This window comes from bacterium (assembly GCA_037143175.1).
GTDB lineage: Bacteria > Verrucomicrobiota > Kiritimatiellia > CAIKKV01 > CAITUY01 > JAABPW01.
Window position 1 is genome coordinate 1 of record JBAWZF010000034.1, and the last position, 14008, is coordinate 14008.

The following is a 14008-nucleotide window of genomic DNA, read 5'->3' on the forward strand; positions in this document are numbered from 1 at the left end:
CATTCTATACTCATGTAAATATATTTCTATACTAATAGCCTGTCACCTTGTTCCGGTCACCTTGTTCCGACCTTGCTCCGTCACCTTGTTCCCAAGCATAAACGGGCATTCTGGCAACTGAGGCCTGCCGGGGCATTTTTGATTCTTAACTTGCGTTTTGGCATGAACTCGGGCAGTTTTCCCCGCGAGCAAAGGGGCTTTCCGGACGGTGTTTCCACGGGCATGAGTCCGTGCCGCCGGGAATCCTGTTTCTTGCTGAATAAGGTGAGGTTAACTGAATCATGGCGACACAATTGGATCCCCAGGCCGTAGCATTGAATAAAACCATTGAGGCCGCTAATCCGGCCGTACTCTCCATGCTCTCCGGGCGTGGCCGCAAGATTTTCTTTCCAAAGATGGGGATTCTCGCCCAGTCGGCGGAAGCCCGTGGCAAAGCAATCAATGCCACCATCGGAACCGCCCTTGAGGAGGATGGTTCCCCGCTGTGCCTGCCCAGCATTGCCTCCCAGTTGAACCTTCCGAAAGGCGCGGCCTTTCCCTATGCGCCAAGTCCGGGATTGCCCGAAATCCGCGAACAATGGGGGAAGATGCTGCTCCAGAAGAATCCCGGACTTGCCGGCAAATCGTTCACCCAGCCTGTGGTTTCCTGTGCGCTCACCCATGGGCTCAGTGTTGCGGCCTACCTGTTCTGTAATGACGATGATGTGTTGCTCACGCCTGATCTCTACTGGGAAAATTATGATCTCATCTTCGGGGTTTCCTTCGGGGGTCAGATTGTCACCTATCCTGCCTTCAATCCTGCCGGTGGATTCAATCTTGAAGGCTTGCGCAAGGCGATGGAGGCCCGCAAGGAGAAGAAGCTGATCATCTCGCTCAACTTCCCCAATAATCCGGCAGGTTATACCCTGTTGGAGAAGGAAGTCCCGGAGCTGAAGAAACTACTGTTGGCCGAAGCCGAGGCGGGCCGCCAGTTGGTGGTTCTGCTTGATGATGCCTATTTTGGCCTGGTTTTTGAGAAGGGGGTCTATACCCAGTCGATGTTTGTGGACCTCTGTGATGCGCACGAGAACATTTTGGCGGTCAAGATGGATGGGCCTACCAAGGAAGACTATGTCTGGGGGTTCCGTGTTGGCTTCATCACGTTCGGAGTCAAGGGGGGGAGCCCGGCGCTGTACCAGGCGCTTGAGGGTAAGTGTGCCGGCGCCATCAGGGCCAACATTTCCAATGCTTCCATGCCGGCGCAGTCCATGTTGCTGGCCGCCTGGAAGAACCCAGCCTATGCGGTGGAAAAGCAGAAGGCGTATGACCTGCTCAAGGGCCGCTATGAGGAGATCAAGCGTGTGCTGGCCACCCACCCTGAATACCGGGAGGAGTTTGTGCCGGTTCCGTATAATTCCGGGTACTTCATGTGCGTGCGGCTCGTGAAAGCGGATCCGGAGAAGGTGCGTCAGAAGCTTCTGGCCGAGCATGCCACGGGGGTTATCAACCTCTGTGGCATCTTGCGTATCGCCTTCTCGGCAACCCCGACCGCTAAGCTTGCAACCTTGTTTGCCAATCTTTTTGCGGCCTGTAAGGCGGTATAATCCCGGCAGGGAGGACTAATCATGAAGCGTTCCGTTTCTCTTGATGTGATATCCCTGGCGGGAATCGATTTGGATGACTGGAACCAGATCAAGTCGGGTTTTCGTAATGCCCGGGTGGTGGAGTCCCAGCAGGCGTGGCAGGCCGCACGGGATCCTGAATTCCGGCCCATGCATGTGAAGGCCGGGTGGACCCGGGAGGCGTTGATCGTCTACGCGGTCCTGGAGGATGCGGATATCTTTAATCCGGAAACGCAGTTCAACGCGATGTCGTTCAAGTCGGGGGATGTATTCGAGATGTTTCTACGTCCCTTTGAGCAGGAGGCCTATCTGGAAGTCCATGTCTCGCCGGAGAACCAGAAGCTGCAACTGCGTTTCCCGTCGGCACAGGCTTTTGCCGCTCCGCGCCCGGATTCTGTCATCCCGCCCGAGTGGTATATCGGGGAAGGTGCCGTTGAAAGCTATGTGCGGGTGGATAAGGCCGCAGAACGCTGGGAGGTGGTGGCGCGGATCCCATTTAGTCTCGTGGAGGAGGCCTCACGGCCCGTGTCCGGCTCGAGATGGCTGTTTTCCTTCAGTCGATATGACTACACGCGTGGGCGGAAAGCGCCTGTTTATTCATCAACCTCCCCGCATACGAGATTGAGCTTCCATCAGCAGGAAGCCTGGGGCGAATTAACCTTTCTGTGAGTTGAGGCTTATGGATATCAGCAAATTTGACAAGAATATGGCGGTGAAGAAGGCCGATGAAAATGGACTGGTCTGGTATCACCCTTATGAGCGTCCATTTAAGCTGATTGGCTTTAATTGGTTTGATCGCGATAATGTTTACCGTCGATTCCCCGTGAAACCGCCTTATCCATTGCCCGAAAGTGTGGACGTCTTGGCGTGGTGTACGGCCGGGGGACAGGTGAAATTCCGGACCGATAGCGGCAAGGTGAGTGTGAAGGTGACGTTGCGTGATGGCGGTGGGATGGATCATATGCCGCAAACCGGTATAAGCGGCTTTGATCTCTATGTGGGTGAGCCGGGCGAGGAGACGTTCTTTGCTGTCACCCGTTTTGCTGTCGGGGTCACGGAGTTCACGAGCGAACTTTTCAGTAGTGACATCCGGAAGCGCCGCACTTTTACGATCAACTTTCCCCTGTACAAGGGAGTCAATACGATCGAAATAGGGGTGGAGTCTGATGCCAAAGTCGAGGCGCCACCAGCGTGGTCCTCCAATAAGCCGATTGTGGTATACGGGACTTCGATCACGCAGGGTGGGTGTGCATCCCGGCCTGGCTCCTGTTATACCAATATCCTGAGCCGGCGGCTGAATCGGCCGTTTATCAACCTGGGGTTTTCCGGCAGTGGGAGAGGGGAGCCCGAGGTGGCTCGGAATATCGCCTCAATTTCCAGCCCCGCCATGTTAGTCCTGGATTATGAAGCAAATTGTGGGCAGTGTGAAAGTTTATCCAAAACACTTCCTAGATTTATCGGCCTATTACGTGATGCGCATAAAAAGACCCCGATCCTGGTGGTATCCAAGATCCGGTATGGACAGGAATCCCTCAAGGGGGATGCAAGCAAGTCGCGTGACAGGGAACAGTGTAAGCGCATGCAGTATGGTCTTGTGAAAAAACTGCGAGGAGCCGGGGATAGGAATATCTATTTCCTGGATGGATCCACATTGTTGGGCAAGGACTATTGGGAGTGTACAGTGGATAACGTCCACCCTACTGATCTCGGGTTTTTCCGGATGGCCGACGGGATTGGCCGTGTAATCAAGAGAATTCTATCCAAAGGGGACTAATATGCATGGTCTTTCCTTTTGACTAAAGATTCAGTCGTATTATGAGGGGAAGCACAATTATATAGACAAATTGTCCTTTTTTTGGTGTTCTATCGTGGATGAAAAATACACCCAAAAAAGCCAATCGCCATTCGAGTTCCACATGCCCGTGTGACAACACGTTGATGATTAGCGTGATAGATTCGAAGGAAGTTTCCCGTTTCGACTCCCTTATGGGTACATTTCACTATCTTGGCGAGAGCCGCCCGGTGGGTGATACCTTGAGGATGGTTGCCCATCGAGGCGAAGAATGGCTTGGATTATTGATGTGGGGCTCAGCGGCCTATCGGTTGAAAGATCGCGATATTCATATCGGGTGGACTCCTACACAGTGTGCGCAACGCCAGAAGCTTATCGTGCAGAATCGCCGGTTTCTATTACTGGGCGAGCGTGGCGAGCATCCGAACCTTGCCTCACAGATACTCGGAGCAGTCGTACGTGAATTGCCGGGCCTCTGGCTTGAGAGGTTCGGTTATCAGCCATTGCTCGCCGAGACGTTCACGGATATCGAAGCCTATGCCGGCACTTGTTATAAAGCGTCAGGTTGGTTGCCGCTGGGTATGACGAAAGGCTTTTCCCGGCACCGTGCTGATTTCTACGTTCCAAATGACCGGCCAAAAAAACTCTGGATCCGCGAATTGTATCCGAAGGCAGCGCAGGTGTTGCGGGCATCGGAGCTTCCGGCTGTTTGCCAAAAGGGATCCCATAGTAATGCTGACGGGGTTTTGCCTATCACCCGTGGACAACTTGAATCGTTACACGCTGCACTTTGCAAGGTTCCAGATCCCCGAGCCTCCAACCGCGGCTTTCACATTGGTGCGGTGTTGTCCATCGTGGCTATGGCCATTTTCAGCGGTCATCGCAGCATTGCGGCGATTGAGCGGTTTGCCGGACGACTCCGTCATGACCAGCGTGTAGCACTTGGGCTGCCTCGTTTCGGCAAAGGCAATTATCGCAAACCCCCAAAATACAAGGTGTTCTATAACCTGCTTGCGAAACTTGATGTCAATCGCTTTGCCGAACTACTAAACGCGTGGTTGACTCACCATCGAGGCACTCTTCCCGTCGCGCTGGCACTCGATGGTAAGTTTATCCGTGATACGGTCGGCCTGGTCTGTATGAGTGAACACGATACCGGAGTGCCACACGCCATGCGCAAGGCCAGCCAGAAAGAGGGCGAAGGAGCTGATTGCGAGTTAAAGGCGGCACAAACTATGATCGAACTGCAATCCGACCTGTCTCACGCCATTATTACGGCCGACGCACTTAATTGCCAAACGCGCACAGCTCAGGAAATCGTCGCACGGGGCGGTGAATATCTCATTCAAACCAAGGGCAACCAGAAAACCATTCATGAAAGCACCATCGCAAAAACTGAAGGACTCCCCCCCCCCTTTTGCCCAAACTGAAAAAGCACACGCCCGAATCGACGACCGATCCATCTCCCTCTGCTCAGTCGATCCGCTCGAGATAGGCTTTCCTCATGTCCAGACGGTTATCCGCGTCACCCGCGACTCAACAGCTTACAAGAAACCCGAAGACAAGACTCCCGGCTATTACCTCAGTTCCGCGCCTATTGATCGCTATACACCACAACAATGGCTGAGCCTCGTCCGTGGCCATTGGGACGGTTGCGAAATCCGCAATCATTGGCGCAAGGACGCATGCCTCCTGGAGGATAAGACCCCAAGCCGTAACCCCAATATCGTAGCCTCGCTCGCCCTTGTGCGTAATTGCCTGTTCCTCTTCCTTGAACAAAACTCAGAAACCCATAATATCAATGCTTTCACAGAGGATATTGCAGCAAATTCACGCAAAGCTTTCCGCATGGTTATGCGCAATTCATGAGTCAAAAGGAAAGACCATGGGGGCCACCGCAGGGGCATTTCATCTGCCCTAGTCAAAAGGGGTTCATAATCGTCGTGTAGGCGATTTGTTTTTCCGGTAGATCCTTTCGGCGTGCCGGACGTTGTCTGCGCCGGCGCCGGAGGCACCCCCGGTTACCTCATGAGCCCGAATACTCCAGCAGGATGCCCTGTTTCCGCCAGCCGGGAACAGATCTCCTTACGGATCATCATTGATCGTGTCGTCTTGATTCCGGGTGTCATGATGATGTTCTACTGTCGCAACAGCTTAAGAGCCTGTGCGACGGTCATGCGACGGCACCATGATTTGCAGCCGTTTGCCCCCGCTTTCCCAAATGAGTTCTGGATTTCATAGCTGATGAAGCAGGCGTTGCGCCCGATCAAGGATACCGCTTTGGTTCCCCTTTAACCCGAACAGGTAGTCCCAGCCTTTTTCCTGGGTTGTAACCCGTGCGCTTTCCTGTTGGCAGTGCATCGAATCAGCCGTGATCAGGGCATAATCAACGTTTGGAAGATCGCGAAGGAGTTGGGGATAGGCGGGAATTTCATTGCTCTTATCCTCGATCGGAATTTGGGCCAACGTCAACCGCAACCGGTGTGTTACAGCCGAGAGCAATTGGAGCGGTTTGCCATCGGTTCTTGCGCTGCCGCGCAGTGTCTTGCCATCAACAGCCAAACGTGCAACCACCGATAACTCCTGCTCCAGCAGCCATTCGCCGACAATGCGGTCAAACTGCTGCGTGTCAACCTTGCTCAGCACGTGATAAAACGTTGAGTCGCTGGGGGACAGATAGTTACCTTCCTTGTTCTTCTGACACCCCAAAGCGCGAAGTTGGCGTTGTGTGAACTTGCGACAGGTGTCTTCGATCGGTTGATAGCCACCTGCGCCCATCAATACCGCAACAGCGGCGCACGCGAGTACAAACGGCTGACGATGTCGCAACCCGTGCCCCCCTCGTCCGTCGCGCAATTCCCGAAAACAGTCGAGCAACGATTCGAGATCTGGCGCGCGCCATGGACAGGGCCCGGCGACATGCTCCTCATGCTCAGCCATGGCCTCAGACCAGCGCCCACGCCGTAACAATGCGTACGCCCCGGGCTGCAACTCCTTTATGTAGAGTTGTTTCGGTTCCCCGTGCTCATGATAGAAGTCACGGCTTGCACGCTTGAATCCAGCCGTTGGCCCCACGGCGTCAAAACCACAAGCGCGGTAGCAAACACCACGATAGCGGGTCTCATCCACAAAACTTTCAACCACCAGCACGGGATGTCCCCACTGTTCCTCCCAGTCGCGAGACACGCGCCGCAGGCATAACCCCAGGGCTCGCGATGCCAAGTTCGGCAACCGTTCCCGTTCCGGCAGAACAAGATAACGACTATTATTCACAATAAACCCGAGCCGTCGAGCCCGCTGCCGGGGCGACCATCCAATCCGCTTCTCCCGCGCCTTAAGATGCAGAGCTGCTGCACTGAAACAGGCCAAAGCAACCCACTCACCATCAAGTTCTGCAACGTAACGCAACGTTCTGCCAACCATCCGGGCACTGCACAGGTAATGCTTTTGCTCCATTATCTCGTCGAACCGCAGACGCTCATCTTCGCGCAGCAGTCGTACCGTCACACGCTTCAGGATCTCTGGCTCAGGGGCTAATTCGTGTCGTTTCATGCCTCTGAGGTAACAAACGAGAAAACCATGTCCTGTCATTTCGCGAAGCGTCTCATGAGCCATGGATCAGACTGGATGCAGATGAAATGACCCTGCACCCACCTGGCCTCCCTCGCAGAAAGCGCCATTGATTTCTTTACCACAGATGAGTATAGATACGTGCACAAATGAAGCTGCAACAATATGTTGTCAAATTGACGAAAGCGGCCGTTACGGGGTTTATTGCCATATTCGGTTTAACCAGTTGTAACAGTACGATCATTCATTCTACCCCACCTTTATCGGAAGAGATGCATGCCCCGGTCGTGGCGGTCACCTCGTTTGAAAATCGCGCAGGTTTTGAGGGACAGTGGAAACTGGGCGACGGAATGGCTGACCTGCTGGTCTCCGAACTCGTTTTATCTCGAAACTTCGTCGTAGTTGAGCGCCAGCATTTTGAGAAAATCGCAGGGGAGATCCAACGCCAGCAAAGTTCACTCTTCCGCTCGGAAGGCAAAACACCTATCGGCCGGATGAAAAATGCTCAATACCTGATCCGTGGCGTCATCACGGATTTCTCTCAAACCGGCAGCAGCAGTTTTTTCCTCTCTACTCTGCGCTCCTTATTCCTGATGGGCCGTAGCCACACGGCCCGCGTTTCACTTACCCTGACTCTTGTGGACGTTGAGACGGGCCAAATCCTGAGTTCAGTTCAAAGCACTGGCCTTGTCCGTACCCGGGAAGCCTTCATCGAATCATCCTATAAAGGCGTCTCTTTCGGAGGAGAGGTGTTTTTTGCCACCCCGTTGGGCAAAGCAACCGCCCGCGCCATTGAAGGGGGTGTGAACCAGATCGTCCGCGACATGCCTCAGAATCCCTGGCGTCCGATGATCAGTTGCATCCGTGAAGGAACCATCCTCGTCAATGGGGGGAAAGACAGGGGGTTCCGTGAAGGCGCTGAATATATTGTGCGGGGCCCTGCAGAACCCGTAACAGATCCCGCCACCGGCGACGTTCTCACCTTTGTGCCTGGTGCCCGGATTGGGCTGCTTTGCATTCTTCAAGTAGACGAAAAAGTTTCATTTGCAAAAGTCATCCAGGGTCAAGGTTTCAATCGCGGCCAATGGCTGGCCAAAGCCACGCCAACTACCCGTGGTCCCTGAGTGCCCAACCATGGCAAGGGACAATCATGGATTTGTTTTTTATGTGCAACCATTGTGGCGTGGAGATCAAAATTGCCACGTCTCAGCCTGGATCGGCTCTATCCTGCCCCCTGTGCAACACGATCAACCATCCCCCCGCTCAGCATTTGGAACACGGGGCCATTCTGGCCGGTGACCGGATTCTCCATCGGATTGAAGCCAACGGCGCTACAGAAACCTCTCTTGCCGAACTGCTTGAGAACCACTCCTTGAACAGGTTGCAAACCTTTGCGTCTGCAACCTTTTCAAACGGCCCCGCTGCCGATTATTACCTGACGGCCATGAAACAATGGATGAAGGTGCGGCAACCTAATATTGTCAAAGTACTCTATGCGGGCCGGAGCAGCACGGGAACTTTTTTTGCGGCCAGCGCCCCCATACCAGGAATCACGCTCGAAAATCGCCTCTGGCAGGGCGGAGCAATGGATCTTAAATCGGCCATTCATTTGGCAATTTTCCGAACGACTTCGCAGGCAGATGAAAATGCTGGTCTCCATACCAGGCCAAGGACTGAAACGCCCAAACCATCTCCTGGGACTACCCGGTTTATGGCTCTTTTGATTGAGACGAGAAAATTTGCCAGACAAAATCCTCACAAGTATGAGGAAATTCTTGACCGCTATGAACAGCTACTTGCCATGGCCGAAACCAATGCCCCACGCTGGGTCTCTGACTTGGAACGACAGGTTCGCGCCATTGATCTCACCATGGCGGCCCCGTTGGATGACGCTGAGCAAGCTATCAGGCTTCGCGTCAAACAATATGAAGAGAGTGGTCAATATCAGGCGGGCATAGATTGGCTCGAAAAGTATTCGGGTTCCTTTGTGAACAAAACATAAAGAATACGCCATTCCCTGGCTAACATTCTCAAGTCACGCCTGGATGAAAGCAACCAGGGCAAGTAAGCGACAAGCGCGTGGATCACCCCTTCGGCACGGCATTCATTTCGTGAACTATTTTCTTGTTTTCGGCAGAAGCTGAATCGGGGAATTCCTTTAAGGCTTCAGCATAATGCTGCCGGGCTTCGGCATAGGCCTTTGCCGCATCCTCGGCACTTCCCGCCTTCACCCAAAGATCACCAATGCGCCGGGCATTCAACCCCAGAATCATAGCAGGCGAAACCCGGACCTGATCAATCGGATCAACGGTGTAATTGGCATCTTTCGCGATCACCTCCATAAACTTGCGGAAATAGCCAATCGCACCCCGGTAATCCTCATGCTTGATGGCCAAGTGCGCATTGATCTTGTTAACCATCATGTCCTTTGTGGCCGGATCGTCGAGAATCAGTCCGCGCTCGATGATTTTCAATGATCCTGCATAATCCTCGCGGAAATAACTGATATCCAGAAGGATGCCATCAAGTTGGCGTAGAGACATTTCATTCTTCGATCCCTGACGGAGAGATTCGCAAAACTGATTCAAAGCATCAAAAGTCTCTGGAGTCCCCTTCCCAATCAGACCCGCATAGTTCTGTGAAATCAGATTCACGATCAAATTAACGGAGATATTTTTCGACTGCAACACCGTCAAACGACGAATCAATTCAACCGAACGACCCCGTTTTTCCTCAATATTTAACCACCCCACTGCGGCCGCATCGCGCAAAAGAGACCGGGTCGTGTCATCCACCAGGCCGAATTCATACAGTGAGTCGGCGGCAGGAAGATCATTGGCGGCAACTTCAGCCTCACCCACGACGCGAAGTATACTGGCCGCACCACTATCCGTCAGCCCGGCCATCTCTCCGCGAAAATAGGAATCAGCCGCCTTCAGTCCTTCCTTACCCAGCAACAGATTGACCGAGAAACTTACTTTCGCCGTGTGCTTACTAGGAGAATCTTTAATGGCTTTATCCATTACCTTCAACAAGCTGTCTGCGCGATCCCACTGCCGCTCGGCTACCGCTGCAGAGAAATACCCATTTACCAAGCCTAAGGCAGCAGGCTCAGATAGCAAAGGCAAATAGATTCCGATTACCTGATCCAACTCACCGGCCCGTCCCAGGGAGAAAAGTGCCGCAACGTGTTTGTGGGCGGTTTCCGCCAATACCGCATCCCCCAACTTGCACGAGGAGAGACTGACACACCATTGCATTAAATCCTGGAATTTCCCCTTCGATAACATCGCGTTTTCAATAATGCCCGCAGCTTGAGCGGCCACTTCGGGGGAATTCATCGCCACGACCATATAGCGCTTCCGGGCGGCATCCAGACGCTCTGCATTCACTTCCATTTGAAGCAACGCCGTCAGGAATATCTGCTGATAGGCCTTGTAGTGTTTGCTTTTGTAAAATGATTCCAACTGGGCAAGCGCCTGATCCACTCTCCCGTCCGTCGCCATCTGCTGGGCATCCGACACGGTCTTCTCAATATCCAGCCCGGCTTTAGGTCCACATGACGACACCACCAAAGCCACCAGTACAAGTCCAATTCCATTCAATAGACGCTTGTTCACACCCTGCGCTCCTTAACTGATTAATAACTCATAACAAGGATCAAGATCCAGATAGTATAGAAATCAATAGACTAGTCAAGTAGCCCTGAAATCAAAAACGACATTGACGTACACCTGTTTTTTTTGACAAATTACATCTTAATGAAAGTGACGTTATCCATCGAGCATACATCGACCAATCTCAGCTCCCTGCTGCGAGTGGAAGGCGTCTGCCTGCTTTTATCGAAAAGCAGCTTGCGGTGGAACGGGCACAACTAACTGGTTGCAATCCAGATTGAAAGCCAAACCCACCGTAAATCAGCGGTGGGTTTTTTCGTGACGGAGGAAAACATGAGCACAAAGAATGATAAAGACCGGATAATAATTTTTGACACTACGCTTCGCGATGGCGAACAAGCACCCGGCTGCAGCCTGAACCAACGTGAGAAGCTGGAGATTGCCCGAGCCCTCGCCGCGATGAAAGTCGATGTGATCGAGGCAGGCTTTCCCATCGCCTCACCTGACGATTTCGACGCCGTTAACCAGATCGCCGGAAGCATCAAAGGGCCGACGATTGCCGCCCTCGCCCGCATTATTGAAAAAGACATTGAGCGGGCGGGTCATGCCATTGCCCCGGCCGCCAAAAAGCGCATCCATACCTTCAGTTCCGGCAGCGACATCCACCTGGTGAATATCATGAAGATGACCCGTGCTCAAAATATCGAGCGCTCGGTCAAGGCGATCAAATTTGCACTCACGTTTACTGACGACGTTGAATATTCCGCCCAGGATACTACCCGATCCGACCGTGACTATCTGGTGGATCTCTATACCGCGGTGGCAGAGGCTGGCGCCACCACCCTGAACATCCCGGATACCGTCGGGTACGCCATCCCGGAGGATTACGGAAACATGATCGGCTACATTGCGGAACGCGTGAAGGCCCAGGTTCCGGGGGTGATCATTTCAGTCCATTGCCATAATGATCTCGGTATGGCCGTAGCGAATTCTCTGGCGGCCGTCCGCGCCGGCGCACGGCAGGTCGAGTGTACCATAAACGGCCTCGGCGAACGTGCGGGCAACACTTCGTTAGAGGAGATTGTCATGGCAATCCGTACACGTAATGACTACTTCCACCTCCACACTAATGTGGAAACCAAGGAAATTTTCCGGGTCAGCCGCATGGTCAGCCGTTTGACGGGAATGACCGTTCAACGCAACAAGGCCATTGTGGGCGCCAACGCCTTTGCTCACGAGTCCGGTGTCCATCAGGATGGTGTCCTCAAAGAACGCACGACGTATGAAATCATGCGCCCTGAAGATATTGGGATCGAAGGCTCCGATCTCGTCCTGGGCAAACATTCCGGGCGTCATGCGTTCCGCGATAAGCTTGCCAAAATGGGGATAAAGTTAACGGATACCGAAATCGAGAATGCCTACCATCGGTTTATCGAACTTGCCGACAAGAAAAAGAACATCTACGACGATGACCTTCTGGCTATCGCCCGGGACCAGATGGACGTGGTCGAAAATGCATTTATTCTGGACTACCTCCATGTCTCGGCAGGCACCAGCACCATTCCCACCGCTACCCTCCGGCTGAAACGCGGCAAGGAGGTTTTCCAAGATGCCGGATGCGGCGATGGACCGGTCGATGCGGCACTCAAAACCATTGATCGCATTACCAAGGTTAAGGGCAAGTTACTCGACTTCTCGCTTCAAGCCATCTCGGTTGGCAAGGATGCCATGGGTGAAGTCACGGTTCGTGTTGCCTTTGGTGATGACATCGTGAGCGCCAAAGCGGCCAGTACGGATATTGTAGAGGCCAGCACCAAAGCATACCTTTCCTGCGTCAACCGACTGCTTTTTAACCGTGAGGTCCGAGAGAAAACCCCGAAGACAAAGGAAAGCGGCATATGAGAGCGCTAAGCGGCCATACTCAACCCTTTGCTGTGTTAGGCCACCCCATTGGCCACACCTTGTCGCCCGTCATGCACAATGCTGCCTTGGAGTCATTGAAAATGGATGCTATTTACCTAGCATTCGATGTTGCCCCGGCGGCGCTACTGACGGTTCTGCCGGCCATGAAGGCCATGGGATTCGGAGGTGTCAATCTCACGGTCCCTTTAAAAGAAGTAGCCTTTAAGGGACTATCTGATTTGGACGACTCTGCGCGGCGCCTGGGCGCAGTCAACACGGTAGAGTTCACAAATCAGGGGTTACGTGGCCACAACACGGACGGCAAAGGCTTTCTGACAGCCATCAAAGAAGCCTTTAATTATTCAATAAAAGGGCAAACCCTGTTTGTGATGGGCTGTGGAGGAGCTGGGCGCGCCGTGGCCATTACCGCAGCAAGCGAAGGAGCCGAACGCTTGATTCTTGCAGATATCGATGAAGGCCGCTGCCAGAGTGTGGCCCGCGACATTGCGCTCCTGGTACCCTCCGCCAAAATCGAAATGGCCGGAACGACTCCGGAGAAATGGGCACAGAAAACCCAGCAAGCAGGCTTGATCATTCAAGCCTCACCAGTGGGAATGAAAGCCGAGGATGTCTGTCCCCTTCCCCCGTCCGCATTTAAAACAGGGCAACTCGCATTTGACCTTGTCTATAACCGGCCAGAGACCTGTTTCACGCGGGCGGCTACTGCAAGCGGAGTAAAAGCGGTTAACGGATTGGGCATGCTTTTATATCAGGGGGCCGAAGCCTTCACGATCTGGACAAAAAAAGAGGCCGCTGTTGAGGTGATGCGAAAGGCCTTGGAGAAAGCCTTGTACGGTTAAGCCGCAGGGTGTTTACGCATCACGACCCAATTCTGGCGATTCGTCTCGACGATCGAAAGCCCACACTGCTTGCCAATATGGCCCAGCGTGGACTCTGAGTAAAAGGTAATGTGAGTGGGGTCATTGGCATAGTACCAGAAAGACAAATCAATTCCCGGTACGACCAAACTCGTGACCACGATCAGGAAACCACCCGGGCGAATCAGGGAAACCATTTTTGCCCATTCTTCCCGGGGAGCTCTGAAATGTTCAACTACTTCGGTGGACACCACGGCATCAAAAAGCCCCAGCCCTGTCAGCGAATCGGTCACAACGCAATCAGAGGCCGATCGATCCCCGAAATTAGGATCATAGCCAATCGCCATAAAACCTTCCCTGTTGAGCAACTGGACAAGGACTGGTCCCGGACCGGAGCCATAGTCGAGAACCTTTGGTAAAGCAGGCTGCAGATGACCAATATGGGTTTTCAGGCAGTCGACCGCCACCGTTAGGAACTTAACATAACCGGTGTTCGCCGCGTCATTTTGATGCAATAAATACCGCTTATACTCCTCTTCAGGAGAAAGGTGAAACAGGGAGGGAATAAATCGCAAATCACACGCAGGACAGGCACAATGGAGCCGACTGAGAGCCATCCCTACAGGATTCGCCAAAGCTCCGCAAAGG

13 protein-coding genes are annotated in these 14008 nt (G+C 53.3%); 10 read left to right on the forward strand and 3 right to left on the reverse strand.

Annotation, left to right across the window (positions count from 1 at the left end):
• Nucleotides 1-281 precede the first annotated feature (281 nt).
• From WCI03_10560 to WCI03_10585, 6 genes are all read left to right on the forward strand, one after another.
• On the forward strand, nucleotides 282-1583 hold the full coding sequence (locus tag WCI03_10560) for an aminotransferase class I/II-fold pyridoxal phosphate-dependent enzyme (GenBank protein ID MEI8140294.1): 1302 nt from the start codon (nucleotides 282-284) through the stop codon (nucleotides 1581-1583).
• A 21-nt stretch (nucleotides 1584-1604) separates the two neighbouring features.
• Nucleotides 1605-2270, forward strand: a complete 666-nt coding sequence (locus WCI03_10565) for a carbohydrate-binding family 9-like protein (GenBank protein ID MEI8140295.1) — start codon at nucleotides 1605-1607, stop codon at nucleotides 2268-2270.
• A gap of 10 nt (nucleotides 2271-2280) precedes the next feature.
• On the forward strand, nucleotides 2281-3375 hold the full coding sequence (locus WCI03_10570) for an SGNH/GDSL hydrolase family protein (GenBank protein ID MEI8140296.1): 1095 nt from the start codon (nucleotides 2281-2283) through the stop codon (nucleotides 3373-3375).
• A gap of 164 nt (nucleotides 3376-3539) precedes the next feature.
• Nucleotides 3540-4823, forward strand: a complete 1284-nt coding sequence (locus tag WCI03_10575; GenBank protein MEI8140297.1) for an ISAs1 family transposase — start codon at nucleotides 3540-3542, stop codon at nucleotides 4821-4823.
• The gene (locus WCI03_10580) at nucleotides 4768-5262 is read left to right on the forward strand and encodes a hypothetical protein (protein MEI8140298.1); all 495 of its coding nucleotides are present in this window, start codon (nucleotides 4768-4770) and stop codon (nucleotides 5260-5262) included. The genes WCI03_10575 and WCI03_10580 overlap by 56 nt, the downstream gene beginning before the upstream one ends.
• 159 nt (nucleotides 5263-5421) lie before the next feature.
• On the forward strand, nucleotides 5422-5634 hold the full coding sequence (locus WCI03_10585; protein ID MEI8140299.1) for a hypothetical protein: 213 nt from the start codon (nucleotides 5422-5424) through the stop codon (nucleotides 5632-5634).
• Here WCI03_10585 and WCI03_10590 read toward each other — a convergent pair.
• A complete protein-coding gene (locus WCI03_10590; protein ID MEI8140300.1) occupies nucleotides 5629-6945 on the reverse strand; it encodes an ISAs1 family transposase in 1317 nt (438 codons plus the stop codon). The genes WCI03_10585 and WCI03_10590 overlap by 6 nt on opposite strands.
• 167 nt (nucleotides 6946-7112) lie before the next feature.
• Here WCI03_10590 and WCI03_10595 point away from each other — a divergent pair, with 167 nt between their 5' ends.
• On the forward strand, nucleotides 7113-8087 hold the full coding sequence (locus tag WCI03_10595; protein MEI8140301.1) for a CsgG/HfaB family protein: 975 nt from the start codon (nucleotides 7113-7115) through the stop codon (nucleotides 8085-8087).
• A gap of 26 nt (nucleotides 8088-8113) precedes the next feature.
• On the forward strand, nucleotides 8114-8965 hold the full coding sequence (locus WCI03_10600) for a hypothetical protein (GenBank protein ID MEI8140302.1): 852 nt from the start codon (nucleotides 8114-8116) through the stop codon (nucleotides 8963-8965).
• Between the two features lie 82 nt (nucleotides 8966-9047).
• Here the strand turns inward: WCI03_10600 and WCI03_10605 are convergent, their stop codons facing one another.
• Nucleotides 9048-10583 (reverse strand): hypothetical protein, encoded by a 1536-nt coding sequence (locus WCI03_10605; GenBank protein ID MEI8140303.1) that lies wholly within the window; start codon nucleotides 10581-10583, stop codon nucleotides 9048-9050.
• Nucleotides 10584-10913: 330 nt separating this feature from the next.
• Between WCI03_10605 and WCI03_10610 the strand changes: the two genes are divergently transcribed.
• The gene (locus tag WCI03_10610) at nucleotides 10914-12482 is read left to right on the forward strand and encodes a 2-isopropylmalate synthase (GenBank protein MEI8140304.1); all 1569 of its coding nucleotides are present in this window, start codon (nucleotides 10914-10916) and stop codon (nucleotides 12480-12482) included.
• Nucleotides 12479-13342: a shikimate dehydrogenase gene (aroE, locus tag WCI03_10615; GenBank protein ID MEI8140305.1), complete on the forward strand. Its 864-nt coding sequence runs from the start codon at nucleotides 12479-12481 to the stop codon at nucleotides 13340-13342. Before WCI03_10610 ends, aroE begins: the two co-directional genes overlap by 4 nt.
• On the opposite strand, the gene WCI03_10620 is transcribed toward aroE, so the two are convergent.
• Entirely contained in the window at nucleotides 13339-13995 is a 657-nt protein-coding gene (locus tag WCI03_10620; protein MEI8140306.1) for a class I SAM-dependent methyltransferase, read from the reverse strand. The genes aroE and WCI03_10620 overlap by 4 nt on opposite strands.
• Nucleotides 13996-14008: the final 13 nt, after the last annotated feature.